This is a genomic window from Agromyces sp. NPDC057865 (assembly GCF_042796995.1).
Classification (GTDB): Bacteria; Actinomycetota; Actinomycetes; order Actinomycetales; family Microbacteriaceae; genus Agromyces.
Genome location: NZ_JBHVMJ010000003.1, coordinates 438,273 through 462,872, shown reverse-complemented (window position 1 = coordinate 462,872; position 24,600 = coordinate 438,273). Strand labels below are relative to the sequence as shown.

At 70.6% G+C, this 24,600-nt stretch carries 29 protein-coding genes; 17 read left to right on the top strand and 12 right to left on the bottom strand.

From position 1 onward, the window contains the following. Positions 1 to 94 precede the first annotated feature (94 nt). The 3 genes from ACFVN5_RS15100 (at position 95) to ACFVN5_RS15090 (ending at position 3,423) form a co-directional block, all read left to right on the top strand. Positions 95 to 1,300: a serine hydrolase domain-containing protein gene (locus tag ACFVN5_RS15100; protein WP_376956056.1), complete on the top strand. Its 1,206-nt coding sequence runs from the start codon at positions 95 to 97 to the stop codon at positions 1,298 to 1,300. A 23-nt stretch (positions 1,301 to 1,323) separates the two neighbouring features. Further along, the gene (locus ACFVN5_RS15095) at positions 1,324 to 1,881 is read left to right on the top strand and encodes a GAF domain-containing protein (RefSeq protein WP_376956055.1); all 558 of its coding nucleotides are present in this window, start codon (positions 1,324 to 1,326) and stop codon (positions 1,879 to 1,881) included. Between the two features lie 117 nt (positions 1,882 to 1,998). Then, complete coding sequence (locus tag ACFVN5_RS15090) at positions 1,999 to 3,423, top strand: DUF222 domain-containing protein (protein WP_376956054.1); 1,425 nt, start codon at positions 1,999 to 2,001, stop codon at positions 3,421 to 3,423. A gap of 229 nt (positions 3,424 to 3,652) precedes the next feature. Here ACFVN5_RS15090 and ACFVN5_RS15085 read toward each other — a convergent pair whose 3' ends face one another. Next, positions 3,653 to 4,003, bottom strand: coding sequence for a metallopeptidase family protein (locus ACFVN5_RS15085; protein WP_376956053.1), 351 nt, complete (start codon positions 4,001 to 4,003; stop codon positions 3,653 to 3,655). A gap of 186 nt (positions 4,004 to 4,189) precedes the next feature. Between ACFVN5_RS15085 and ACFVN5_RS15080 the strand changes: the two genes are divergently transcribed. The 3 genes from ACFVN5_RS15080 to ACFVN5_RS15070 are packed head-to-tail and all read left to right on the top strand — an operon-like array spanning position 4,190 to position 5,581. Then, positions 4,190 to 4,789: a dihydrofolate reductase family protein gene (locus ACFVN5_RS15080; RefSeq protein WP_376956052.1), complete on the top strand. Its 600-nt coding sequence runs from the start codon at positions 4,190 to 4,192 to the stop codon at positions 4,787 to 4,789. 46 nt (positions 4,790 to 4,835) lie between these two features. Continuing rightward, entirely contained in the window at positions 4,836 to 5,165 is a 330-nt protein-coding gene (locus ACFVN5_RS15075) for a YciI family protein (RefSeq protein WP_376956051.1), read from the top strand. A gap of 44 nt (positions 5,166 to 5,209) precedes the next feature. Beyond that, the gene (locus tag ACFVN5_RS15070; protein WP_376956050.1) at positions 5,210 to 5,581 is read left to right on the top strand and encodes a hypothetical protein; all 372 of its coding nucleotides are present in this window, start codon (positions 5,210 to 5,212) and stop codon (positions 5,579 to 5,581) included. Between the two features lie 14 nt (positions 5,582 to 5,595). On the opposite strand, the gene ACFVN5_RS15065 is transcribed toward ACFVN5_RS15070, so the two are convergent. Next, positions 5,596 to 6,072: a nuclear transport factor 2 family protein gene (locus tag ACFVN5_RS15065; RefSeq protein WP_376956049.1), complete on the bottom strand. Its 477-nt coding sequence runs from the start codon at positions 6,070 to 6,072 to the stop codon at positions 5,596 to 5,598. Positions 6,073 to 6,222: 150 nt separating this feature from the next. Here ACFVN5_RS15065 and ACFVN5_RS15060 point away from each other — a divergent pair, with 150 nt between their 5' ends. Continuing rightward, complete coding sequence (locus ACFVN5_RS15060) at positions 6,223 to 6,798, top strand: dienelactone hydrolase family protein (protein ID WP_376956048.1); 576 nt, start codon at positions 6,223 to 6,225, stop codon at positions 6,796 to 6,798. Between the two features lie 5 nt (positions 6,799 to 6,803). Next, positions 6,804 to 7,226 (top strand): acyl-CoA thioesterase, encoded by a 423-nt coding sequence (locus tag ACFVN5_RS15055; protein ID WP_376956047.1) that lies wholly within the window; start codon positions 6,804 to 6,806, stop codon positions 7,224 to 7,226. Positions 7,227 to 7,397: 171 nt separating this feature from the next. Here ACFVN5_RS15055 and ACFVN5_RS15050 read toward each other — a convergent pair whose 3' ends face one another. Beyond that, positions 7,398 to 8,222 carry an SDR family NAD(P)-dependent oxidoreductase gene (locus ACFVN5_RS15050; RefSeq protein WP_376956046.1) on the bottom strand — a complete coding sequence of 275 codons (825 nt, stop codon included), beginning with the start codon at positions 8,220 to 8,222 and terminating at the stop codon, positions 7,398 to 7,400. Positions 8,223 to 8,312: 90 nt separating this feature from the next. Here ACFVN5_RS15050 and ACFVN5_RS15045 point away from each other — a divergent pair, with 90 nt between their 5' ends. After that, complete coding sequence (locus tag ACFVN5_RS15045; RefSeq protein WP_376956045.1) at positions 8,313 to 8,753, top strand: VOC family protein; 441 nt, start codon at positions 8,313 to 8,315, stop codon at positions 8,751 to 8,753. Here ACFVN5_RS15045 and ACFVN5_RS15040 read toward each other — a convergent pair. Continuing rightward, positions 8,722 to 9,531: a hypothetical protein gene (locus ACFVN5_RS15040; RefSeq protein ID WP_376956044.1), complete on the bottom strand. Its 810-nt coding sequence runs from the start codon at positions 9,529 to 9,531 to the stop codon at positions 8,722 to 8,724. The genes ACFVN5_RS15045 and ACFVN5_RS15040 overlap by 32 nt on opposite strands. A gap of 72 nt (positions 9,532 to 9,603) precedes the next feature. Then, on the bottom strand, positions 9,604 to 10,140 hold the full coding sequence (locus tag ACFVN5_RS15035; protein ID WP_376956043.1) for a dihydrofolate reductase family protein: 537 nt from the start codon (positions 10,138 to 10,140) through the stop codon (positions 9,604 to 9,606). Between the two features lie 110 nt (positions 10,141 to 10,250). On the opposite strand from ACFVN5_RS15035, the gene ACFVN5_RS15030 reads away from it, so the two are divergent. After that, on the top strand, positions 10,251 to 10,985 hold the full coding sequence (locus ACFVN5_RS15030; RefSeq protein ID WP_376956042.1) for a hypothetical protein: 735 nt from the start codon (positions 10,251 to 10,253) through the stop codon (positions 10,983 to 10,985). A 16-nt stretch (positions 10,986 to 11,001) separates the two neighbouring features. On the opposite strand, the gene ACFVN5_RS15025 is transcribed toward ACFVN5_RS15030, so the two are convergent. Further along, positions 11,002 to 11,739 (bottom strand): acetolactate decarboxylase, encoded by a 738-nt coding sequence (locus ACFVN5_RS15025; RefSeq protein ID WP_376956041.1) that lies wholly within the window; start codon positions 11,737 to 11,739, stop codon positions 11,002 to 11,004. A 105-nt stretch (positions 11,740 to 11,844) separates the two neighbouring features. Between ACFVN5_RS15025 and ACFVN5_RS15020 the strand changes: the two genes are divergently transcribed. Further along, a complete protein-coding gene (locus ACFVN5_RS15020; protein WP_376956040.1) occupies positions 11,845 to 12,312 on the top strand; it encodes a VOC family protein in 468 nt (155 codons plus the stop codon). A 38-nt stretch (positions 12,313 to 12,350) separates the two neighbouring features. On the opposite strand, the gene ACFVN5_RS15015 is transcribed toward ACFVN5_RS15020, so the two are convergent. After that, positions 12,351 to 12,608 (bottom strand): zinc-ribbon domain-containing protein, encoded by a 258-nt coding sequence (locus tag ACFVN5_RS15015; RefSeq protein ID WP_376956039.1) that lies wholly within the window; start codon positions 12,606 to 12,608, stop codon positions 12,351 to 12,353. A 90-nt stretch (positions 12,609 to 12,698) separates the two neighbouring features. On the opposite strand from ACFVN5_RS15015, the gene ACFVN5_RS15010 reads away from it, so the two are divergent. Both ACFVN5_RS15010 and solA read left to right on the top strand, forming a co-directional pair. Next, a complete protein-coding gene (locus tag ACFVN5_RS15010) occupies positions 12,699 to 13,514 on the top strand; it encodes an alpha/beta fold hydrolase (RefSeq protein WP_376956038.1) in 816 nt (271 codons plus the stop codon). Between the two features lie 79 nt (positions 13,515 to 13,593). Beyond that, positions 13,594 to 14,787 carry an N-methyl-L-tryptophan oxidase gene (gene solA, locus ACFVN5_RS15005; RefSeq protein ID WP_376956037.1) on the top strand — a complete coding sequence of 398 codons (1,194 nt, stop codon included), beginning with the start codon at positions 13,594 to 13,596 and terminating at the stop codon, positions 14,785 to 14,787. Between the two features lie 36 nt (positions 14,788 to 14,823). Here solA and ACFVN5_RS15000 read toward each other — a convergent pair whose 3' ends face one another. Further along, entirely contained in the window at positions 14,824 to 16,122 is a 1,299-nt protein-coding gene (locus ACFVN5_RS15000) for a glycosyltransferase (protein WP_376956036.1), read from the bottom strand. Between the two features lie 69 nt (positions 16,123 to 16,191). Between ACFVN5_RS15000 and ACFVN5_RS14995 the strand changes: the two genes are divergently transcribed. Together ACFVN5_RS14995 and ACFVN5_RS14990 are read left to right on the top strand one after the other, a co-directional pair. Further along, entirely contained in the window at positions 16,192 to 17,031 is an 840-nt protein-coding gene (locus tag ACFVN5_RS14995) for an alpha/beta fold hydrolase (RefSeq protein WP_376956035.1), read from the top strand. 101 nt (positions 17,032 to 17,132) lie between these two features. Next, positions 17,133 to 19,154, top strand: a complete 2,022-nt coding sequence (locus ACFVN5_RS14990) for an acyl-CoA dehydrogenase family protein (RefSeq protein ID WP_376956034.1) — start codon at positions 17,133 to 17,135, stop codon at positions 19,152 to 19,154. On the opposite strand, the gene ACFVN5_RS14985 is transcribed toward ACFVN5_RS14990, so the two are convergent. Both ACFVN5_RS14985 and ACFVN5_RS14980 read right to left on the bottom strand, forming a co-directional pair. Continuing rightward, a complete protein-coding gene (locus ACFVN5_RS14985; protein ID WP_376956033.1) occupies positions 19,151 to 20,233 on the bottom strand; it encodes a winged helix DNA-binding domain-containing protein in 1,083 nt (360 codons plus the stop codon). The genes ACFVN5_RS14990 and ACFVN5_RS14985 overlap by 4 nt on opposite strands. Further along, complete coding sequence (locus ACFVN5_RS14980) at positions 20,230 to 20,709, bottom strand: dehydrogenase (protein ID WP_376956032.1); 480 nt, start codon at positions 20,707 to 20,709, stop codon at positions 20,230 to 20,232. The genes ACFVN5_RS14985 and ACFVN5_RS14980 overlap by 4 nt, the downstream gene beginning before the upstream one ends. A gap of 98 nt (positions 20,710 to 20,807) precedes the next feature. Here ACFVN5_RS14980 and ACFVN5_RS14975 point away from each other — a divergent pair, with 98 nt between their 5' ends. Together ACFVN5_RS14975 and ACFVN5_RS14970 are read left to right on the top strand one after the other, a co-directional pair. Then, a complete protein-coding gene (locus ACFVN5_RS14975; protein WP_376956031.1) occupies positions 20,808 to 21,497 on the top strand; it encodes a hypothetical protein in 690 nt (229 codons plus the stop codon). Then, the gene (locus tag ACFVN5_RS14970) at positions 21,494 to 22,540 is read left to right on the top strand and encodes an NADPH:quinone reductase (protein WP_376956030.1); all 1,047 of its coding nucleotides are present in this window, start codon (positions 21,494 to 21,496) and stop codon (positions 22,538 to 22,540) included. The genes ACFVN5_RS14975 and ACFVN5_RS14970 overlap by 4 nt, the downstream gene beginning before the upstream one ends. Here ACFVN5_RS14970 and ACFVN5_RS14965 read toward each other — a convergent pair. Together ACFVN5_RS14965 and ACFVN5_RS14960 are read right to left on the bottom strand one after the other, a co-directional pair. Beyond that, positions 22,537 to 23,427: an alpha/beta fold hydrolase gene (locus ACFVN5_RS14965; protein ID WP_376956029.1), complete on the bottom strand. Its 891-nt coding sequence runs from the start codon at positions 23,425 to 23,427 to the stop codon at positions 22,537 to 22,539. The genes ACFVN5_RS14970 and ACFVN5_RS14965 overlap by 4 nt on opposite strands. A 72-nt stretch (positions 23,428 to 23,499) precedes the next feature. Beyond that, positions 23,500 to 24,582 carry a thioredoxin gene (locus ACFVN5_RS14960; RefSeq protein ID WP_376956028.1) on the bottom strand — a complete coding sequence of 361 codons (1,083 nt, stop codon included), beginning with the start codon at positions 24,580 to 24,582 and terminating at the stop codon, positions 23,500 to 23,502. Positions 24,583 to 24,600 lie beyond the last annotated feature (18 nt).

The following is a 24,600-nucleotide window of genomic DNA, read 5'->3' as shown; positions in this document are numbered from 1 at the left end:
CTGACGCCGATCGACCCCAGAAGTGGGGCGGACCCCTTCGGCAGCGCCGAGCGCCCGCGGCGTAGTGTCGCGAATGACGCCGAGGGGGCCTGCGATGCGGAACTCGAGATGGGCGGTCGTCACGGTCGCCACGATCGCCGCGTTCGTGCTGAGCGGATGCGTCGCGACGCCGGTGGCCGATGGTTCGTCGCCGCCGACTGCTGCTGCCGCCTCGCTCGATGCCGACGTGCGGGCGCGATTGGAGGACGCGCTCGACGACGGCTTCGCGGCATCCGGTATGCCCGGTGTGACCGTCGGGCTCTGGGTCCCCGGGGAAGCGGAGTGGGTGGCGACCCGGGGCGTTTCGGACCTCGCCTCGAACGAGCCCATGGACCGCGCCAACCAGTCCAAGGTCGGGAGCATCACCAAGACGCTGGTCGGCATGGTCGCGCTGCAGGTGATCGGCGACGGAGAGGCCGGACTCAGCCTCGACGACACGATCGACGAGTGGTATCCCGATTTCCCGCTCGCATCCGAGATCACCGTGCGCATGATCATGAACATGTCGAGCGGCATCGGCAGCCCGGGCCAGGCGCAGATCGACCGGATCTGCGCTGATCCGTATTCGACGATCACCCCTGACGAGATGATCGCGATCGGCGCGTCGACGCCGCGTGCCGACTTCGCCCCCGGCGAGGGCGACAACTACTCGGGCTTCAACACCTTCCTGCTCGGCCGGATCCTCGAGCAGACGACCGGCACCGACCTCGGCACGCTCATCGACGAGCACCTGCTCGAGCCGCTCGGGATGACGCGCAGCCGCTTCGCTCCCGACGGCCTGCTGGCGGAGCCGTTGAACCGCGGGTACTCCGGGTTCTGCCCGCAGCTCCCCCAGCCCACCGACACCACCGACTGGTCCAACCACGAGGCCTGGGCGGCCGGCGCGATGCTCTCGACGATCGACGACCTCCACACCTGGGGCGTCGCGCTCGGCGAAGGGTACGGGCTCACCCCCGAGCTGCAGGCCGCACGCATCGAGGATCGGGCGCCCGGCACCATGCCCGAGGGGTACGGGTACGGGCTCGGCGTGCTGGTCCACTTCGACCCCGACTCCGGATGCCCGCTCGACCTCGGCCACAGCGGCGCCGAACCGGGATACGGCGCGCACGTGCAGTACTTCGTCGGCTCGGGGGCCGTGCTCACCCTGGTCGGCAACGGCGACGGCGGCACCGGCGAGGAGTTCGCCAAGGTGGTCAGGGCGCTGCTGCCGGTGCTGCCGGAGTCGGTGGCGGCCACGTCGAGCAGTGACTGCGTCGGGTAGGAAACGCGCGCTAGGTTGGTGCCATGGAGCCCGGTGAGATCGGGATCGAGATCACGCCGATCCTGGCGGATCCCTCGCTCGAGCCCGAGTTCGCCGCTCGGCTCGACGTGCTGCTGCGCCGTACGTGCCACATCGCCCGCGCGCTGACCGGCGCCGAGCTGGCGGCCGTCAAGCTCTGGATCGGCGACGAATCGTCGGAGGCCCGCAAGTACTTCAGCATGAGCGAGAAGTACGCGGCGTTCCGGGACTTCCGAGTCGACCCGAAGGGCGCCGGCCTGCACGGGATGAGGATCCCACGCGGCGAGGTCATCCGCCTGACCCATGCCGAGGTGCTGTCGCATCCGCTCTACGAGGGCTTCGGCGCGTTCGCCGACGCACACCCGCCGATGCGGGGATGGTTGGCCACGAGCGTCTACAGCGACGACGGTCGGAAGCACGGCATCCTGCAGCTCAGCGACAAGAGCGGTGGGCGCGACTTCGACGAATCCGACGAGGCGAACATCCGCGAGTTCGCGGCGCTGGTCGGTGAGACGCTCGGGGCGCTCGGGCGGGCTTGGGCTGCCGAGCGGCGGGGTAGCTGACAGCGCGACTTGTCCTCCACAGGCGGATGCCGCGTGGAGTTCTCCACAGGTAAATACCTGATCATCTCGGGTTTCTGCGCGCCATCGGATGTCGGTGGGTGGGTGCAGGATCGAAGCATGGACCACCGCCCGCAGCTCGAGCCGCCGCTGCCGCTGCCGCTGCCGCTCGCCGCACTCGAGCGCGACGTCGCGGCGCTGTGCGAGGCGTGGGCCGGCTCCCTGCCGGCGATGGGTGTCGTCGGCGGAGGCGCGCAGGTCGAGGTCGAGCAGATGAGCGACCGTGGGCTCGTGCGGGTCACGGATGCGCTCGCGATGGTTCGGCGAGACGTCGACGTCATGCTCGCGAGGGTCGCTGCCGAGGTGACGAAGCGATCCGGGCGGGAGTTCGGCGACGCCGGACTCGCAAAGGCCCAGGGATTCCACAACCCGGTGCGACTCATCGCCGCGTCGACGGGAGCATCCCGTTCCGATGCTGCGAAGTTGATCGCCGTGGGCACCGCCACCGCGCAACGGCAGATGTTCACGGGTGAGCGGCTGCCACCGCGGCATCCGCATGTCGCCGCTGCCCTGGATGCGGCGAGGATCGGCATCGAGGCCGCCTCCGCGATCACCTCGATGCTCGACCGGGCGTCGACGAGGGCCGAGGCGGGCAGCATCGACCTCGTCGAGGCGGCACTCGTCGACCTGGCAGCGACGGTGCCGCTCGAGACGCTCGTTCGCGGAGTGCGCGAGGCCGAGGCGCGACTCGATCCCGACGGAGTCGAGCCCCGCGAGGAGTTGCTCCGGATGGAGCGCTCACTGACGATGCGTGAAGACGGGCGCGGCATGGTCAACCTGCACGCTCGCCTCGACCCCGAGAGCGCTGCGCCGGTGAAGGCGGCGATCGAGGCGCTGGTCAGCGACGTGCTGCGGCGACGCGAACCAGGCGAGAGCGATGCCCACCCCGTCGTCGACGACCACCGGTCGATCCCGCAGATCCAGGCCGACGCGCTCGCGGCGCTGGCTCGCCACGCGCTCGGCTGCACGCAGACCCTCACGCCGCTCGTGAAGACCACGGTCGTGGTCCGCGTCGACCTCGACGCCCTCGTCAGCGGGCTGGGACACGCGCAGTTCGACGGTCACGACCACCCCATCTCAGCCGGCACGGCGCGCCGCATGGCGGCCGATGCGGAACTGATCCCGGCGGTCCTCGGTGGCGACAGCCTCCCACTCGATCTCGGACGGGCGGCCCGGCTCTTCACCAGGGCGCAACGACTCGCCCTCGGCGAGCGCGACGGCGGATGCGCCTCCTGCGGCCAGAACATCGCGTACGTCGAGGCGCATCACATCGACTGGTGGCATCGAGATACCGGCGCAACCGACCTCTCGAACGGGGTCCTGCTCTGCAGCTTCTGCCATCACATGATCCACCGTGAGGGATGGCAGATTCGCCCGGGTCCGAGCGAGGTGTGGTTCATCCCACCACCGCACGTCGACCCGGCGCAGGTCCCACGACTCGGTGGCCGGGCCCGATCCGAGTTGCATCGACGTCAGGCGGCGTGACGCGGCTCTGCTCGAGCGCTCGGTCGCGCACAGGGCACGAATGCTTGCTGTGCGCGCGGCACGAATGCTCGTTGTGCGTCAACGAGTGCGGGCGCATCGAGGGCACCGCAGGCGTGATCGAGGTGGCGAAGCTGGCCACTTCGGCGAAGCGGGCCACGTCGGCGAGGTCGCATGCTCAGCTTCCTGCCGACACCGACCGACCGGCTCACGCGGATGCCGCGCGGTGCCCCTACGCCCAGCCGAGCTCTCGGAGTCGGGCGTCGTCGAGCCCGAAGTAGTGGCCGATCTCGTGCACGAGCGTGATCCGCACTCGCGCGCGCAGCTCAACCAGGTCGGCGCTGCGCGCCTGCATGTTGTTCTTGAACAGCGTGATGCGGTCGGGAAGCTCACCGTACCCGTAGACGCCGCGCATCTTCAGCGGGCGCCCACTGTAGAGCCCGTAGAGCCGAGGCCACTGTCCGGGCGGCTGGTCGGCGATGAGGATCGCGACGTTCTCGAGTCCGCGCACCATGTCGTCGGGCAGCGCGTCGTACACCTCGCCGACCATGCGCTCGAAGTCGTCGTCGGAGATCTCGACCATGTCCCAATTGTCGGTGCGTGACAACGGGCAGGGTCGCTGATTCGCGCTGAGCGAAACCAGGTTGCGGGCTCGGGGCTCAGGCAGGTGACCGAGAAATTTCCGCGAAGTTGTCCGATCGCGGCATCCGTGTTCGTAGCAATGGTGAGAGGCTGCCCAGGGTGGGCGCCACGCGAGAGGACCACGATCATGAAGCTGATCACCAACACGCAGATCACCGTCGACGGCGTGATGCAGGCGAACGGCGGGAACAACCCCGAGCTCGACCCGGGCTTCGACCGCGGCGGGTGGGCGCTGCCGCTCGGCGACGAGGAGTCGGTCGGCTACATCGGCGACTACTACCTGCGCGCCGACGCGTTCCTGTTCGGGCGACGGACCTACGAGCTCTTCGCCGGGTACTGGGGTGTGCAGGACGACTTCGACAACCCGTTCGTGAGCTCGCTGAACTCGCGCCCCAAGTACGTCGCGTCGAACACGATCACCGACCCCCAGTGGGCCGACACGACCGTGCTCTCGGGAGATCTCGAGGCGGCGATCCGCGACCTGAAGGCGCAGCAGGGCGGCGAGCTGCAGGTGCACGGCAGCGGCCAGCTGATCCGCTGGCTGCTCGAGCACGAGCTCGTCGATGAAATGACCCTGATCGTCTGCCCGGTGATCGTGGGCGCGGGCACGCGGCTGTTCCCTGAGACGGGCAGGGACTTCGCGCTCGAGCTGCTGGAGTCGCGCACGTTCCCGACCGGCATCACCGTGCAGACGTACCGGCCCGGCGGCCGCCCGCAGTATGCGTGAGCCCGGGCTACGCGGAGAGAATGTCCTTGGTTTCAGGAGGTGTGAGATGCAGTACCTGGTTTCCGTGATCGACGACACGACGAACTCCGGCACCGACGAGGAGATGGTCGCGATCGACGAGTTCAACGACAGGCTCAGAGCTGGTGGCCACTGGGTGTTCGCCGGCGGTCTCGCCGCGCCCGAGACGTCGACGGTCATCGACGGCCGCGGCGAGCAGCCGGTGTTCACCGACGGGCCGTTCATCGAGTCGAAGGAGCACATGGCCGGCTTCTGGATCATCGAAGCGCCCGACCTCGACGTCGCGCTCGAGCTCATGGCCGCAGGATCGAAGGCATGCAACCGCCGAGTCGAGGTGCGCCCGTTCCTCGAGGTGTGAGCGAGCGGATGCCTCGGCGGCGCGTGCGCCGATAGGCTCGCGGAGTGCCCGCTGCGATCGCCCTCGTCGTCATCCTGAGCCTCCTCGCGGTGTTCCAGCTCGCGCTCGCGCTCGGGGCGCCACTCGGCCGCTTCGCCTGGGGCGGGCAGCACCGGGTGCTCCCGGGCAGGCTCCGGATCGGCAGCCTCGTCTCGATCGTGATCTACGCGATCATCGCGGTGCTGGCGCTGGATCGTGCGGGGCTCATCGACGTCGTGCCCGATGTCGTGTCGACGGTCGGCATGTGGGTAGTGTTCGCGTACTTCGTCATCGGCATCCCGCTCAACGCGATCTCGCGCAGCAAGCCCGAGCGGTACGTGATGACGCCGGTCGTGACGATCCTCGCGGTGCTGAGCCTGCTGGTCGCGCTGAGCTGAGGGCGCCGACGGCGTCACTCGGGCTGCGTGGGCCTCGTTGGGCTCGTTGGGCTCGTTGGGCTCGTGGGCCTCGTGCCCGACAGGCCCTCGACGGCGTCCTCGATGCTCACCGGCTCCTGCTCGACGTCCTCCACGTACAGCGTCCCGGCGACGATGAGCCCGTCGCGGATCTCGAACAGCGTCACGCCGCGAACCTCGAACGACTGTGCGTCCGATCGGGTGCCGTGCCACGCCCACTCGCACCAGTTCAGCTCGCCGTCCTGCACGAAGCGGACGACCTCGGCCGAGAAGTCCGGCACGCCGGCGAACATCGCGCCCCAGTTCGCGCGGACCTGCTCACGTCCGACGAACGCTCGGCCCGGGTGCGCGGGCTGCCGGCTGTCGTAGTCAGGGTGGAAGAGCGCGACCATCCGATCCAGGTCGTGATCGTTCATAGCCGCCGCAAGCCGGTCGATGACGACGCTCGCGTCGCGGCGCTCCTCCGGAGTCACGATTCCAGTGTGACAGAGCGGCGTGCCGGTGAGTCGGGCCGACGGATGCCGCGTGGTGCTGCACGTCGCATGTCCACCCGTCGACAGTGTCGGTCCGACCGAGTAGGTTTCGAGCGTTCGGCGACACACTCGATCGAGGGACGAAACCACATGGCTGACGCACTGCTCTTCCATCACGCGCTCGGACCGACCGATGGCCTGCACGCCTTCGCAGACCAGCTCCGCGACGCGGGCCACACGGTGCACACGCCCGACCTCTTCGACGGGCGCACCTTCGGCACGATCGAGGAGGGCGTCGGCTACGCCAAGGAGGTCGGCTGGGACGAGATCATGGCGCGCGGCGAGCGCGCAGCGGAGTCGCTGCCGAACGAGCTCGTGTACGGCGGCTTCTCGCTCGGCGTCGTGCCCGCGCAGATGCTCGCCCAGACCCGCGCCGGCGCGCGCGGCGCGCTGTTCTTCTACTCCTGCCTCCCGCCGTCGGAGTTCGGCGAGTGGCCGGCCGGCGTCCCGGTGCAGATCCACGGGGGCGACGCCGACCCGATCTTCATGGAGGAAGGCGACGTCGACGCCGCACGTCAGCTCGTGGCATCCGCCGACGACGCCGAGCTCTTCCTCTACCCGAGCGACCAGCACTACTTCGCGGACTCCAGCCTGCCGAGCTACGACGCCGACGCGGCGCGGCTCCTCACGCAGCGGGTGCTGGAGTTCCTCGCGCGGATCGACTGATCGGGATGACCAGAAGGCCGGTCGTCTACGAGACGACGCACCGCATCGCCTTCTCGGAGCTCGACCCGTTCCAGCACGTGAGCACCGGCAACTACGCGCGGTACTTCACCGACCACCGCATGGAAGGGCTCGCGAAGTACGCCGGCTGGGACCTCCCGACGCTCGGCACGCTGGGCTTCATGACCTGGATCCGGCGCATGGAGATCGACTTCATCAAGTCGGTCGGGGCCGACCAGGACATCACCATCACTTCGTTCGTCCGCGAATTCCGGGGCCCCGACGCGATGATCGAATGCACGATGACGGATGCCGCGGGCACGACCGTCGCGACGTGCCTCATGGTCGTGGCGCACGTCGACGCGCGGACCCGTCGGGCGACGGACTGGCCGGAGGAGCATGCGGGGTTGTTCTTCGAGGACTCGCAGTGAGGGAAGCCCCGGTGGTCGAGTAGCGCCGCGGAGCGACGCGTATCGAGACCCTGCGGTGGGAACCATGCGTCTCGATACGCGGCCGCCTTCGGCGGGCGCTACTCGACGACCGGGATGCGTGCGTCTCGATACGCGTCCGCCTTCGGCGGGCGCTACTCGACGACCGGAGTCTCAGTCGACGAGCGCACCCGCCGACAGGTTCGCGATCGCGCCGGTCATCGAAGCCGCGCGATCGGATGCCGCGAACGCGAGGTACTCCGCGACCTCGTCGAGCACAGGCAGCCGACCGAGCAGCGTCATGCCAGCCAGGCCCGCGAACCACTCGTCGCGAGGAACCCCGCCGGCGTCGGCGATGCGTCCGAACATCTCGCGCGTGTACGAGGTCTCGAGCGCATCCGACATCGCGTGCGGACGCACGCAGACGACCCGAACGCCGTCGGGTCCGAGCTCGCCGGCGAGCGCCCGCGAGAAGCCCTCGAGCGCGGCCGACTGGGCGGCGTTGCCGATGAGCCCGCGACCGGTGAGCCGGGCACCGGGGGTCGAGATCGTGAGGATCACGCCGCTCCCCCGCGCGATCATGTGCCGCGACACGGCCTTCGCGGTGACGAAGTTCGTCTGCAGGTACCCGACCACGGGGTGCAGGTAGTCCTCGAGCGACGTCTCGCCGATCGGCAGGCCCTGCACGTGGTCGAACCCGACCGCGTTCAGGGCGACGTCGATCCGGCCCGCGGCATCCCCCACCTCGTCGACGTGACGGTCGACCGCGGCCTGGTCCATCGCGTCGACGACGGCGATCGAGACCTCCGCCCCTTCGGCCCGGGCAGCGGATGCCGCAGCCTCCAGCCTGGGCAGGCTCTTCCCCGAGAGGAAGAGCCGTGCCCCCTCGCGCGCGAACACTCGAGCCGAAGCCGCTCCGATCGAACCGCCACCGCCGTGGATCACGGCCACCTTGTCGTCCAGCAGCATCGCGCCGCCTCCGTTCCATTCAGGAATCATGTGCAACTCCATGGTTGCATTAGTCTGGCGTGTGCGCAACCCTCGGGTTGCACTTGCGCGCATGTTGGTGGCCGTGCCTACGCTCGAACCATGAGCATCCAGCGCATGGACAACGTCGCCGTCGTCGTCGACGATCTGGACGCGGCGATCGCGTTCTTCACCGAGCTCGGCATGGAGGTGGAGGGCCGCCAGCTCATCGAAGGCCGGTACGCCGACCAGTCGGTAGGCCTCGACGGTGTCCGGAGCGAGATCGCGATGATGCGCGTGCCCGACGGCCACGGCCGGCTCGAGCTGACCAAGTACTTCGCGCCCGAGGCATCCGCTGCGTCACCTGCGAGCCCGCCGCCGAACACGCTCGGCCTGCACCGCGTGATGTTCGCCGTCGACGACCTCGAGGACACGCTCGCGCGCCTGCGCCCGCACGGAGCCGAGCTGCTCGGCGAGGTCGCCGACTACGAGGGCATCTACAAGCTCTGCTACCTGCGGGGCCCGGCGGGCATCATCGTCGCGCTGGCCGAGCAGGTCGGCTGAGCCGGCGCGGCACCAGCGCCACGAGTGCGAGGGCAACCGACCACGCCACGCCCATCCACCCCCAGAACGATCCCCAGCTGCCGAAGTGGTCGGGGAACACGATGCTGACCACCCCGAACCAGGCCGTTCCCGCCGCGATGAGCCACGCCATCGGCCGCCACCCCGCGAGCATGAGCGCCAGCGCCGCCGCCGCGAGCGGGATCGCCAGCGCGAAGGCCGCCTGGACCGGGGCGTGCTCGAGGTCCCAGGTGATCTCGGGCTCGGGGACGCCGGTGCGGGCGGCCTCGATCATCTGCGCCGCGTAGACGACCGCCGGCGGAACCGCGATGAGCGCGAGGACGAGCAGCGGGAGCCGGGCGACGAACCTGACGCGTTCCCCCAGCAGGCGTCGGAGCGCGATGCCCGGGTGGTCGCTGAACCTGGCGGAGTTCCAGACGGCGACGAGCGGCACCAGGAGCCCGACGACGATGATGAGCTGGGCGGGCTGTCCCGACGCGATCGCCGCGATCAGCACGGCGATACCGGCGACGGCGTTGATCAGGGCGGCGCAGATCCAGTCGGAGCGCACGCCGAGGAAGCACAGCGGCAGGCCGACGAAGAACGTGAACAGCACACCCCACCCGGTGGAGAGCAGGTAGTTCGCGTAGAACTCGGGGCGGTCATGCATGACCAGCGGCACGCTGAGATCGACGAGGCCGAAGAACAGGGCGAGCCAGAAGAGCCCCATCGTCCAACCGAGCACCCGCAGCCCGATGTGCGTCTCGGCACGCTCCCCCATGCAGTCACGGTGGCCCAGCCGTTCACCTCGCGTCAAGAGCGGGCACGGGGCCTCGGCTGCGGAGCTCGCGCGTTACGAAGTCGGCGCGTACCTCGCCGCGATGATCCCCGACTCGTAAGTCTCCAGGCTCAGCAGGCGCAGGCCGACCGGATGCGGCGAGCGCAACCGGTCCTTCGCGTTGCCGACCAGGAACGGGTGGATGCCGGCGTGGATCTCGTCCACGAGGCCGGCATCGACGAGCTCGGCGGCCAGCTTGCCGTAGCCGTGCGAGATGATCGAGTCGTACTGGCCGAGCAGGCCCCGCACCGCCTCGGCCACGTCGCCCTCGATGAGGGTCGCGTTCCAGTCGAGCGGGCCGGTCAGCGTCCTCGATGCGACGTACTTCGGCAGCGCGTTGTAGTGCACCGCGAAGCCGCGGTCATCGGTCTGCTTCGGCCAGTACTCGCGGAAGAACTCGTAGCTCTCCCGGCCGAGCAGCACCGCGTCGGCGCCGAAGACGAGCTCATCCGACGCCCGCTGCACCCCGGCATCGTTCTCGTCGAACCACTGGTCCATCTGGTCGAATGCCCCGTCGAGCGTCATCTCGGATGCGATCGTCACCTTCCCCATGCGCCCAGCCTGCCTGCTTCGGGCACGGATGTCACTGGCTTGCGCGGGAGTGGTGAACCTGGCCGATACAGTGAGCGCAGCGCATCCCCGACCCGACGAACCGGAGACCGATGAAGCCCACCGTCCGACAGGTCGCCGGCGCGATCGCAGTAGCGGCCATGCTCACGTTGACCGGCTGCACGTTCGGGGCCAGCCCCTCGCCGTCGCCCACCCCCGACGCGGGGCCGGCGACGGCGAGCCCGACGCCGACTGCGGAGCCCGAGCCGATCGATCCGCTCACGACGGTGACCGAGATCGTCGTGCGTCCCGAGCAGCTGGAACTCCTCGACGCCCAAGGAGTCGTGGTGACGACCCTCTCCTACGACGCCGAAGCGGCGGCGTTCCTCGGTGCCCTCGAGACCGTCCTCGGCGCGACGCCCGTGCCGACCGAGTACGGCGCCAGCATCGAGACGCCCGCTCGCACCGAGTACCTGTGGGACGGCCTGATGGTGACCGACGACCACGAGGAGATCGTGTCCGAGAACGGATACGGGGACTACGGCCAGATCGACCTGAACGTGAGCGTGTACTTCAGCGCCCCGACGGTGGGCAGCGGCGTGATCGTTCGGACGGTGAACGGGTACCAGCCCGGAAGCGATGCGCAGGCGCTCGCGGCCGAGCTCGGAGAGCCATGGACCGGCAACGGCTACGACCAGGTGCGTGTCGAGACCGGCGAGCCGATCGGCGAGCAGCAGCCGTACAGCGAGTACGAGAACGCGTATTCGGTCGCCATCAACACCTGGGAGTGGAAGGGCGCGTCGAACACGATCTTCGCCCCGTGGAACTTCGGGATCGGGCACGTCTGACGTGTCGCGAGCGCGGTCAAGATGACGCGCCTCCGCCTTCGACCGCGACGATGCGGTGGTCCTCGGCGTGCGTGAGCTCCGTGCGCAGGAACAGCTCGTCGGTCGGCAACCGCAGGTCGAGGCGGGCGAACGCCGCCACGCGGAGCTCACCCGCGTCGACGGCGAGCTCGAGCACGTGGCCGCCGAGGCTCCGGTCCTCGCTGAGGAAGTGCAGGTGCAGCCCGGCGACGGCGATCCCCTGGTAGATGGCAGGCGTCCAGAACCCGACGACGGTGCCGCGGATGCCGCGTGCCACCGTCTCGACCTGCTGGCTCGTCACGTCGGCGAGCCGTGGGAACGGGTGGTGCTGCCGCGGCGTCACGCGCACGCGCACTTCGGACAGCACACCGTCGAACCGCACCGCGTGGAAGAGGTTCCGGCTCACGAGCATCCCCTCGACGGATGCCGCGAAGCCCGCGAAATCCCGCTCACGCAGGTCGGCCGCCGGTAGGTCCGGGAAGCGGCACACGATCGCGAACGGGAGGATCTCGTCGCCGCCCATCGCCACCGGCGGACCGTCGAGCGTGCACTCGATCGCCGTGCCGTCGAGGATGACCACCTCCCCTCCGAGGTGGTCGACGCAGCCGAGCCCGAAGTCGCCGAGCGCGGTCGCCTCGTCGACCCGGATGCCCGACTCGTAGGCGCCGGCGAGCAGCGCGTCGAGCACCGCGAACTGCGTCACCGCGGCATCCGTCTGGTGGATCGGAGTCGTCACGGTCGGATCGTACTCCGGCCCTTCGCCCGTCGGATCGCTCGATCCCGGCGAGGCATCGGCGTAGCGTGGCCGGCGAGACGACGCATCCGACAAGGGGGTCAAGCGATGGCCGACGTGACGCCGATCCAGGCGTGCCTGTGGTTCGACGACAACGCTCGCGAGGCGATGGAGTATTACGTCAGCGTGTTCCCGGACTCGCGCATCAATCGGATCGACGAGTATCCCGACGCCTCGCTCGACGAGCACTTCGAGGGGATGGCGGGCAAGGTGCTCAACGGGCAGTTCACGCTCAACGGCGTGGACTTCACCTGCCTCGACGGCGGCCCGATATTCCGGTTCAACGAGTCGATCTCGTTCATCGTCTCGTGCGCCGACCAGGACGAGATCGACTATTACTGGTCGAAGCTCTCGCACGTGCCCGAGTCCGAGCAGTGCGGGTGGTGCAAGGACCGGTTCGGCCTGAGCTGGCAGGTGATCCCGGCCAACATGGGCGAGCTGACGCGCACGCCCGCGCAGATCCAGATGATGATGCAGCAGAAGAAGATCGTGATCTCGGAGCTCGCGAACGCCTGACGCGAGACCCGGTCGAGCGGATGCTGCGAGCCCGCGCCTCAGCGCAGCTGCTCGCCGTGCGCCGCCAGGTCGGCAGCCCGCTTCGCGAACTCGCGCGTGACCTCCGTGACCGCACCGCAGTGCTCGCAGACGACGACGTACTGACGCGAGAACGTGAAGAGCGGGAGGAAGAAGACCCAGAGCCGGCTGCCGGTCTCGATGATGTGCTGCGCCGCGTCCTCATGGCAGCGATCGCAGTGGAAGCGCGCCACCGCGAGCTCCCGCTCACGCGGGAACACGCCGATGAACAGGAACATGCTCCGATGCTACGGCGGGCGGGCATGCGAGGAGGAAGGGGTTGCGACGACCCCGCCGACGCGATTCGCTGGACCGCGGAGGTGGTTCGCATGGGTGGCACGGTCGTCTACCTGCACGGCACCGGCCTGCAGGATCATGAGGCCAACAAGGTCGCTGTGGCCGGCATGCTCCAGCAGAATCCGACGCTCAGGGACTTCACGCTCGTGTACGTTCCGTGGGACGAGTACTGCCCGCCTCCTGCGGACCTCGACCTCGTGCTTCCGGTCGACGCGCGCCGGCCCGATCCCGACGACCCGCGGCATCCGGTCGAGGCCTTCGTGGACGATTTCGCGCGCGAGGCCGGCGCGAACCGCCCGGACTTCGACGTGGCGATGCGGCTGCTCACCGACATCATCACCCGCTACCGATCGGGACTGTCGCGGGTGCTGGCCGACTTCCTGCAGTACGTCGTCTACTACTTCAGGGTCGACGACGAGACGACCGTCGTGGACGACATCCGTCGGCTGGTCGCGCAGCAGATCGCCGGCGCGGACCAGTCGCAGCCGGTCGTCGTGGTCGGGCACAGCCTCGGCGGGATCATGGCCATCGACGTGGCGAGCGGCGATCACGACGGTCGCATCGACCTCGTCGTCACGGTGGGGAGCCAGAGCCCGCTCCTCTACGTCCTCGGCGCGAGTCCGCAGTTCCAGGGGCCGGATCGTCGCGATCCCATCGCGCCGTGGCTGAACCTCTACAACCCACGCGATCCGCTGTCGTTCCTCGCCGCCGAGGCATTCGCGTGGGCGAAGACGCCACCGGTCGATGTTCCCGTCGACGATCCGAGGGACCTCATCGCTTCGCACACCGGGTACTCGACGAACCCGGCCGTGTACGAGCAGATCGCGGCGCGGCTGACGGCGAGTTGACGCATGGCTCGCGCGAACGCTCGACCGCTGAGCCGTCACCGACCGAAACACTAGGACTCCGGCGCGCGAGAATCGAAGGATGAGCACCGCCACCGACGACAGCACCGGCTTCGACGCGGACGTCGCGGTGATCGGCCTCGGGGCCGTCGGGTCCAGCGCCGCGTGGCGGCTCGCCGCGCGCGGGGTCGACGTGATCGGGTTCGAGCAGTTCGAGCCCGGGAACGCGTGGGGCGGATCCACGGGCAAGACGCGCCTGTTCCGGGTGGCGTGCCTCGAGCATCCGGGGCTCACGCCCATCGCGCGGCGCGCCCGCGACCTGTGGCGCGAGCTCGAGGCATCCGCTGATCAGTCGCTGTTCTTCGAGACGGGCGGCCTCATGATCGGACCGCCCGACTCGCACATCATCGAGGGCACGCTCGCGGCCGCCGAGGCCCACGACCTGCCCGTCGAACGGCTCGACGCCGACGAGATCGCCAGCCGCTTCCCGGCGCACGCCCGCACGAATCCGGGCGACGTCGGGGTGTGGGATCCCGAAGCCGGCATCCTGCGCCCCGAGGCGGCGATCATCGCGGCAGCCGACGCCGCCAGTGCGGCGGGCGCACGCATCCTCACCGGCACGCGCATTGTCGCGATCGAGCCCGACGCCGACGGCGTCACGGTGCGCACGGATGCCGCGGAGTACCGGGTGCGCCGGGTCGCCGTGACCGCGGGCCCGTGGATCACCCGTTTCGTGCCCGACCTGCCGCTCACGCCCCATCGCGTGATCATGACGTGGTTCCGCGCCCGCGAGGGACATGACGCGAACCTCGACGTGCTGCCGGTGTTCATCCGGAGCGTGCCCGGGCACGAGACGTGGATCTGGGGGCATGGCATGGTCCCGGCCGAAGGTCCGGGCTCGAAGGAGGGCTTCGGCGGCTTCGACGCGAAGGTCGGCCCCGAGTTCGACGGCCCGTTCGTCGCCGACGACCCCGACGCGATCGACCGCGTCGTGCACCCCGGTGAGACCGACGGCATCCGCGACCTCGTCGCCGCGACGTTTCCCGACCTCGCGCCCGAGCCGTCGGGCGTGACGACCTGCATCATGACGCACACGCCAGACGCGCTCTTCGTCGTCGGCGCCACGGAGCATCCGCGCGTCGTCGTCGGCGGCGGCTGCTCGGGGCACTCGTTCAAGCACGCGTCGGCGCTCGGCGAGCTCGTCGCGCAGTCGGTCGTCGGCGAAGAGCACTTCACGGATGCCGCGTTCCTCGACCCGCGTCGGTTCAGCGGCTGAGGCAGCGCGACAGCAGACGCGGAGGGGCGCTCGAGCTCATCGAGCCCGCGCCGGAACCCCCTCGAGCTCCTCGAGCAGCGCCGAGTCGTTCGCATCCCGCGAGATCGCCTGCCCCAGCTCGCCAGCCGCCGAACGGTAGCGGGGATCGTCGCGCACCGTCTCGATCGCCCGAGCGATCCGCGCGCTCGAGGCGCTGCGAGGCACGGCGACGCCGGCGCCGCGGGACGTGACGCGCACCGCGTTGTCGGCCTGGTCGCGTCCGTGGTGCAGGATCACGAGCGGCTTGCCTGCCGCGAGCGCCTTAATGACGGTGCCGTGGCCGCCGTGCGTGACGACGACGTCGGCGAGCGGCAGCACGTCGCGATGCGGTGCGGATGCCACGACGACCACGTTCTCCGCCGCGGGAATCGCCCGCGGCGACACCGCCGGCCCCGTCGTCACGAGCCCGCGCACCGGCATGCCGCCGAGCGCGGCGGTGATCCGCTGCAGGCAGTCCACGTGGTTCTGGAACGTCGACGACATGGCGACGACCACGAGCGGCGCGTCGCCCGGCGGGAGACGCCAGTCCGCGGCATCCGCCCACCCTGGATCGTCGAGGATCGGCCCGACGTACCGCGCGTTGTCGGGCAGGGTGGCCGGGAAGTCGAAGGCTGCCGAGGTGAGCACGAGCTGGCGGCGGGCGCCGCCCATCTGCTCCCAGAGCGTCGTGACGGCATCGAGTCCGTGCGCCGTGCGGACCCGGTTGAGGTCGCCCAGCGCGTAGCGATCGATGAGCGCGGCGCTCGCCCGGCGCATGCCGGCGTCACGGGCGCGCCCGAGCGGACCACGGGCGGGCCGCAGGCCGGCGCCGAACGGCGGCATGCCGTCGGCGGGCAGGACGTAGACGTTGGGCATGAGCAGGTCGAAGGGCACGTCGCGCGACTCGGCCGCGATCATCGCGCCGAGCCCGAAGCCCGACGTGACCACGAGGTCGGGTTCGAGCTCGTCGATCGCGGCGCCGGTCTCGTCGGCCTGGGCGGGGGCTGCGCCGACAAGCATGTGCTCGGCCATGCCACGGGCCTGCGCCATCGGGCTGCGCAGCTCCCAGTCGCGGAACTCCGTGCTCGGTCGCGTCCACGTGCGCACCTCGGCGCCGGTCGCCTCGACCGTGCTCGCCATCGAGTCGTCGGCGAGGACGATCACGCGGTGCCCGCGCTCGGCGACGCGGCGGACGACGCCGACCTCGGGCGGCACGGTGCCACCGGCATCCGTCAACGCGAACAGGTAGGTGCGCGGCGGGTTCGGTGTCATCGGCGATCGCCCTCCCGGGTCGGATGCCGCCGAGCGTATCGCCATGCGGGGGTGGTATGCATCGGTGGGAACCCCGGACGGGTCGGCTCTGCCGGCGCCCGATACGATCGCGAGATGCCCGAGATCACCGCGCCTGACGATTCGCTGCTCGCCGTCCACACCGTCGGGACGGGCGCCCCGCTCGTCTGCCTCCCCGGCGGTCCGATGAAGGCGTCTGCATATCTCGGGGATCTGGGCGGCCTGTCCGCGCACCGCACCCTGCACCTGCTCGACCCGCGTGGCACGGGCGCTTCCCCCGTACCGGCAGACCGTGCGACGTATCGGGTCGACCGGCAGATCGCCGACGTCGAGGCGCTTCGGGCTCACCTCGGGCTCGAACGGATGGACCTGCTCGCGCATTCGGCCGGCGCGGCGCTGGCCGTGTTGTACGCGGCGCGGCATCCGGAACGCATCAGTCGCCTGGTGCTCGTCTGCCCCACTCCGCGCGTCGTCGGCCTCGAGGTCTCCGACGACGATCGCCGGACGACCGCCGAACAGCGACGCGACGAGCCCTGGTTCGCCGCCGCGTTCGCCTCGTTCGAGCGCATCTGGGCGGGCGCCCCGACCGATGACGACTGGGATGCGATCGAACCGTTCATGCACGGCCGGTGGGATGCCGGGCGGCAAGCGTCGGCCGCTGCGCAGGCGGAGCTGCTCAACGCGGATGCCGCCGCTCAGTACTACGCGTCTGGCGCCTTCGACGAGGGCGCCCTGACCGCGGCGCTCGCGCGACTCGACGCACGCGTGCTCGTGCTCGTCGGCGAGTTCGATGTGGCGCTTCCCCCCGCACGGGGCGCCGAGTACGCGACCCGTTTCCGGCAAGGCGAGCTCGTCGTGGTGCCGTCGGCCGGCCACTCGCCCTGGCTCGACGACCCCGATCGCTTCATCGCGGCAGTCGAGCGGTTCCTGGGCTGAGACCTCGAACTCGGGCGTGCCCCGCGGCGCCGCCTCGCCCCGTCAACCCGTACCTCCTGTCGCCGGCGCGGCGTAGATTGGCGCTGAGCGAGGAGGTTCGCGTGACCACCATCCGAGAGTCCGCCGTTCCCCCCGCCGAGGGCGGCGCAGTGCCGGAGCCGCACGGCAATGGCCAGCGCGGCGACGGCCGGCAGGCGCCGCACGTCGACGAGCAGCAGTCGCGAGCCGTCGCCGAGGCCGCGCGCGAGCAGGAATGGCGGAAGCCGAGCTTCGCGAAGGGCCTCTACCTCGGCCAGTTCGACCTCACCCTCATCCATCCGCACCCGAGGCCTGCACCCGATCGGCGCGATCGAGGCGAGCAGTTCATGCGCGATCTCGAGGCCTTCCTGCGCACGGTCGACGGCGCGCAGATCGAGCGCGACGCGCGCATCCCCGACGAGGTCTACCAAGGGTTCGCTGAGCTCGGATGCTTCGGCATGAAGATCCCCGTCGAGTACGGCGGCCTCGGGCTCGGGCAGTACTACTACAACCACGCGTTGACCATGATCGGCACCGTGAGCCCGGCCGTCGTCGCGCTGCTCTCGGCGCACCAGTCCGTGGGGCTGCCCGAACCCCTCGTGCTGGCGGGCAACGAGGAGCAGAAGCGGCAGTACCTGCCCCGCTGCGCGACCGGCGCGATCAGCGCATTCCTGCTGACCGAGCCCGAGGTCGGCTCCGACCCGGCGCGGTTGCGCGCGACGGCCGTGCCGAGCGCGGACGGCTCGGAGTACGTGCTCGACGGCACCAAGCTGTGGACCACCAACGGCGTCGTCGCCGAGCTGCTCGTCGTCATGGCGCGCGTGCCGAAGTCGGAAGACCACCGCGGCGGCATCAGCGCCTTCATCGTCGAAGCGGATGCCCCCGGCATCACCGTGCACCGGCGGAACGCGTTCATGGGGCTGCGCGGTCTCGAGAACGGGCTGACGTCGCTGCGGAACGTGCGCGTGCCCAAGGAGAACCTCATCGGCCGCGAGGGCGAGGGGCTCAAGATCGCGCTCACCACGCTCAACGCCGGGCGGCTGGCGATCCCCGCGATCTGCGCGGGCGCCGGAAAGTGGAGCCTCAAGATCGCGCGAGAGTGGTCGAACGCGCGCGTGCAGTGGGGCAGGCCGATCGGCGAGCACGCCGCCGTCGCGCACAAGATCGCGTTCATCGCCGCGACGACGTTCGCGCTCGAGGCGGTCGTCGACCTGTCGGGCGTGCTCGCCGACGAGGGTCGCAAGGACATCCGCATCGAGGCGGCGCTCGCCAAGCTCTGGGCGTCCGAGATGGGCTGGCGCATCGCCGACGACCTCGTGCAGATCCGCGGCGGCCGCGGGTTCGAGAAGGCCGAGTCGCTCGCGGCCCGCGGCGAGCGCGCGGTGCCGGCGGAGCAGATGCTCCGCGACCTGCGCATCAACCGCATCTTCGAGGGATCGAGCGAGATCATGCGCCTCCTCATCGCGCGTGAGGCGGTCGATGCGCATCTCAAGGCCGCGGGCGACCTGATCGATCCGCACCAGGACCTCGCCGGCAAGCTCAAGGCCGCGGTCTCGGCGAGCGGGTTCTATGCACGCTGGCTGCCGCAGCTCGTCGCCGGCAAGGGCGACATCCCCACGGCGTTCGACGAGTTCGGCGCGCTCGCGCCGCACCTGCGGTACGTCGAGCGCACGAGTCGCAAGCTCGCGCGCGAGACCTTCTACGGGATGGCCCGCTGGCAGGGCGGCCTCGAGCACAAGCAAGGCTTCCTCGCCCGCGTCGTCGACATCGGCGCCGAGCTGTTCGCCGTTTCCGCCTCGTGCGTGCGGGCGATGATGATCGCCGCGGACTCGCCCGACGAGGGCAAGGCGGCCTACCAGCTCGCCGCCACGTTCGCCGAGCAGTCACGACACCGCACCGAGCGGCTGCTCGACGAGCTCTGGCACAACACGGATGCCACGGACGAACGCCTCGCCGAGCGCGTGCTCGACGGCCGCTACACCTGGCTCGAGGAGGGCATCATCGACGTGAGCGAGGGCACCGGGCCCTGGATCACCGAGGAGATCCCGGCGGACGCGGCCGAGAACGTGGCGCGCCGGGTCATCCGGCCGACGACGGAGACCTAGGAGCGGTCTTCGATCTCGACGCGCGGTTCGAGGCCGAGGAACTGGCCGTATCGGGCGGCGGCGTCGTGCACCGACTCGAGTTCGCGTGCGCGAAGCCTGCGATGCGGGTACAGCGCGAACGTGACCGCCTTCGGGCCGACCGTGCGCCGCATGCCGGCGACGAGCTGGGCGTCGACCAGCGCCATGCCGATCGCGGTCTCGCGCGCACGTGACGCGAGGCCCTCCGCGTCGATCAGCCATCGTGAATCCTGGTAGCCCCGGTACATCTCGTCGAGCACCTGGAGCAGGTGGCCGGCCGGCTCGGCGGCGGCGGGCACGTCGCCGGGCGCGTGCCAGAACGTGCGCCCGTCGTGCTCGAAGGAATCGAGCCCGGCGGCGGCGCCGGCGATGCCGCGGCGCACGTCGGTCAGGGTAAGCGTGGCCCAGTAGGCGAGGTCGCGCTCGGTGGCTGGCCCGTGCGAAGTGAAGTAGCGGCGGGCGAGCTCGGTCAGGGCATCGTCACGGTCGAACGCCTGCGCGGCGGGCACCCGATCGTCGAAGAGTGCGTAGGTGTGCTCGCCGTCGCGTGGTGCCCCGCTGCACACGAGGGCATGCAGCTCGAGGTGCCCGAGGAGCAGCATCAGCTGCTGGCCGGTGAGATCGACGCCGAGGTCGGCCTGTCGCTCGGCGAGGTCGCTCGCGAGGTCGCTTCGCGTGCGATCGGGGGTTCCCGCGAGGATCTCCGTCACCGCGTCGGTGAGCCGCGGCATCCGCTCGGCCAGCGGCCGGAGCTGTTGGTCGATGACCGGCAGCACCCGCGGCGCCGTGAGCTCGAGCAGCCACCGCGCGTCCTTCGCGTGGACGTAGTGCCAGGTCGGCCGAAGCACATGCGTGCGGAGCACGCGACCGTCGGCGATCGCGTCGGCGAGGTCCTCCTGGCTGGGCGCGGCGGTGCGCGTGGCCACCGCCCACGCCGACTGCGAGGGGTTCTCGGCCTGCACCGCGAGCAGGGTGGAGACCACCTGCTCGGCGGCCGTGACCGGCGCGGCGAGCAGCTGCGAGTGCAGCCGCCACCGCGACAGGTCGCGGTCGGTCCTCACGCCCGCGCGTCTTCGAGGTGCGGCGCTCCGCGGCCGAGCACCTTCACGACGAGGTCGTGGCGGCGCAGCGTGCGGATCGTGCGAGCGACCTCGTCGGGCGTGCGACCGAGCGCCCGCTCGTTCGAGACGACGAGCACGTCGCCGGCCTGCAGTGTCTCGAACAGGCGGCCGAGCCGCTGCTCCCAGGTCTCGGGCATCTCGGGCGCCGGGTGCTTGAAGTCGAGGATCGCCACACCGAAGCGGGTCAGGTCGTTCCGCTGCTCGACGACCGAGGGCATGTCGGCGCGGGGCACCACGAGGCCGACGAGCCGCGATCCCTCGGGGCGCGCCTTCCACCAGTCGTGGTTCTGCTGCAGCTCCTCGAAGCACTCGGGGCATCCGATCGCGTAGTGCGCGTGATCGTGCGTGGCCTCGTCTGCTCCGGTCGGCGCCGTGCCCGCGGCATCCGTCGTCGAATCGGTCACGTGCTCAACCATGTCGAAACCCCTCGTCCTCGGGTTCCATTCTCGCGCAGTCACGAGCCATAGACTCCGACCATCGGATCACCGCACGCCCACAGCACGGGAGGTCCACGATGAGCACTGCCGCTCCTTGTCGATTCGCGCGTCTCCGCGGCGAGGGGCCGGCCGCGAGATGGACGCTGATCATCGGAGGCGCGCTCTGGATCGTGCACGGATACCTGCGGTTCATCCCCCCGGCGGGTACTGACGTCGTCTTCCGTCCCGAGCTCGGGTACGCCGTCGTCATCAGATCAGATCTCTTCGTGGTGTACAACGTGACCGGAGTCCTCGCGCTCCTGCTGACGTCGGGAGGCACGCTCCTCCTCCTGTCGACGCTCTCCGCCGGCCACCGGGGCTGGAGGCGTGCGGCCCGGATCGTGGCCGTCGTCGCCGTGTTCCTCGGCCTGCTCGCCCTCATGGGGCTCCTGCTCATGTTCGATCCGCTGACGACCGCCGGGCTCGATCTCGGCGAGCCGGTCCTCGGCGCAGCGTTGGCGCTCGCCGGGCTGGCGGAGGTCCTCGACGGCTCGTCCTCCGGTCATCCGAGATGGCGAGGGCCGCTCCTGATCGTCACGGGAGCGATCGGAATGGCGATGCTGCCGCTTCGGCCCGCGATCTACGCACTGGGGCTCCTGCCCATCGAGGCCGGTGTGCTCGGACTGGCCCTGTTCGGAGTGGGCTGCATCCTGGTGGGCGCGACGGTCCGGTCGCACTCGACTCGACCCGGAAGAACCGCGTCCGAATCGGCGTTGCCATCAGCATGAGAGCGATCGCGTACGCCCAGACCGGCCCGTCCTCCGTCCTGCAGCTCGTCGACCGCGACGTCGCCGAGCCGGGACCCGGCGAGGTGCGCGTGCGCATCGTCGTGTCGGGCGTCAACCCGACCGACTGGAAGGCGCGCGCGGGCGCAGGCGCCGGCCGGCCGACGCCGTTCCCCGAGGTCGTGCCGAACCAGGACGGCGCGGGCGTCGTCGACGCGGTCGGCGAGGGCGTCACCGGGTTCGTGGTTGGCGACCGGGTGTGGGTGTTCCTCGCCGCGCACGGGCGTCCGACCGGCACGGCCCAGGAGCTCGCGGTGCTGCCGGCAGAGCGGCTCGTGCACCTGCCGGATGCCGCGGGCTTCGAGCTCGGGGCATCCCTCGGCGTGCCCGCGATGACCGCGCACCGTGCGCTCACCGTGCACGAGGGCGGGCCGTCGCGGCTCGGGCCGGGCGCGCTCGACGGACGTACGGTGCTCGTCGCCGGCGGCGCCGGCGCGGTAGGGCACGCCGCGATCCAGCTCGCGCGCTGGTCGGGCGCACGGGTCATCACCACCGTGAGCTCGCCCGAGAAGGCGGCGCTCGCGACCGCCGCCGGCGCCCACCACGTCGTGAACTACCGGGCGGACGACGCGGCGAAAGCCATTCGCGCCATCGCGCGCGACGGCGTCGACCAGGTCGTCGAGGTCTCCCCCGCCCGCAACGCCGACCTCAACAGCCGCGTCCTCGCGAACCACGGCTCGGTGGCGGTCTACGCCACCGACGGCGGCAGCGAGATGACCCTCGACATCCGCCGCCACTTCTCGCTCAACGTGCGCTACCAGTTCCTGCTGCTGTACACCGTCGGCGATGACGCGCTCGCGGCGGCCGCCGAGGACATCACCCGCGCCCTCGAGGACGGCGCGCTGCCCGTCGGCGAGGACGCAGGGCTGCCGCTGACGCGCTTCCCACTCGAGCGAACGGCCGAGGCCCACGACGCGGTCGAGGCGGGCACGGTCGGCAAGGTCCTCATCGACGTCGCAGCGGATGCCGCGGGGCCGACCTCCTAGGACGAACCGGCCTCTGCGGCGGCCGTCGCGACCGCCTCCACCACCGCACCCCAGGCCCGCGGCGGCAGCTCGTGCCCGACCCCCGGAAGCCGCACGAACCGCGCGCCCGGGATCTCGCGCGCGAGCGCTTCGCCGTTGCCGATCGGGAAGAGCGGATCCGACGTGCCGTGCAGCACGGTCGTCGGCGCGCGCAGCGAGCCGAGCCGTTCCCGCCAGTACACGTTCGCGTCGAAGACGTCGGCGCCGCCCTCGTCGCGGTGCATCCCGGGCGATCGGCGCACGGTCGCGGTCCAGATCGCCCGCTCGTGCGCCTCGTCGAACTCGTCGCCGGCGTAGTCGCGATCCACGTCGACGAGGTGCGCGACGACGGCCGTCTGGTCGTTCCAGTCGGGCTCGGGCCGTGTATGCTCCCACGTCGCCGCCAGCCGGTCCGCGACCTCGGGCAGGTCGGCGTCGGACGACCCGGGACCCGTCGGCCGGGTCGAGACGAGCGTCAGCGACCGCACCCGGTCGGGATGGTCGAGCGCCGCGAGCTGCGCGACCCACCCGCCCGCGGAGAACCCGACCCAGTGCGCGACGCTCGCCGAGTCGGCAGCGACGGCGTCGAGCACGGCGAGCGCATCCTCGAGCGCGGTCTGCAGTCCCTCGCGCCGCCCGCCCGGCGGACCGAGCGTCGTCTCCCCCGTGCCCCGCTGGTCGTAGCGGATCACACGCAACCCCCGTGCGACGAGGAGCTCGCAGAATTCGGGCCGCCACCAGTCCATCGAGCAGTCCGCGCCGGCCACGAGCAGCACGAGCGGATGCCCCGCCTCGCCGATCACCTCGACCGCCAGCTCGGCCCCGTCGGGCCGCGAGACCCGCATCCGCTGCACGCTGCTTCGCGTCATCCGCTCAGTCTGCCCCGACCCGCCCACACACGGGTCGCCGAAGCATCCGCCGCCGCCGCCGAAGTGCCGCGATCACCCGAACGTGAAGCAGTACGCCTCGACGCCCGCCTCGAGGAACTCGATCTCGAACACGGAATCCCCGACCTGACCCGGCTGGCGCACCAGCTGGTACGTGTTCTGCCCGGTGACCACGCCGAGGCCGTCGGCGTCGACGTCGGTGCCGCCGGCGTCGCCGACCGGGTGACCGTCGAGGGTGACCCGGAACGGCACGGATGCCCCGGCCTGCGCAGGTCCCATCACGAGGTTGACGTCGCGGGCGTGGAAGGCGAACGAGATCTTCCCGTTCGGCTCGTTCAGCACGGCGGCGTGGCTCGCGACCGTCCAGTCGCCCGTGAGGTCCCACGTGTTCCGCAGGAGCCGGCGCCCTCCGGCGTAGACGTGCGGACGGTCGTAGTGCTCCGACTGCTCCGAGACGAAGCCGCTGCTCTGCCGGTAGCCGAGGTACGTCTCCGGCGACCCGAGCGAGCGCCAGTCGGCCGCGACCTCGAGTCCCTGCGGCTCGACCATCACGAGGTCGGTGTCGAGGTCCGACGCCCCGGCCTCCATGAGGAGCTGCTGGATCGCCATCTCGGTCATGGCGTACTCGCCCTCGCCGAAGTGGTGGAACCGCAGCCGGCCGTTCGCGTCGGCGAGGTAGATCGCCGGCCAGTAGTGGTTCGCGAAGTCGTTCCAGACGCCGTAGTCGCTGTCGACGGCGACCGGGTAGCGCACGCCGAGGTTCCGAGTCTGCAGCATCACGTTCCGCAGGTCCGACTCGAAGCCGAACTCCGGCGTGTGCACGCCGACGATGGTCAACCCGGCGTCCTCGTACTTCTCGGCCCACGCACGCAGGTACGGAAGGGTCCGCAGCCAGTTGATGCAGGTGTAGGTCCAGAAGTCCACGAGCACGACCCGCCCGCGAAGGCCCTCGGCCGTCAGCGGTTCGGAGTTGAGCCAGCTCGTCGCCCGGCCGAACGACGGCAGGCGCCCTTCGTCGGGAAGCACGTTCTGGTCGCCCGCCAGGCGGTGGGCGAGGGAGCGGAACAGGCCGCCGCGGCCCTCCCGTTCGATCACGGCGTCGGCGGCGGAATCGTCGCTGCGGGGTTCATCGGACATGACTGCCTCCAATGTGGG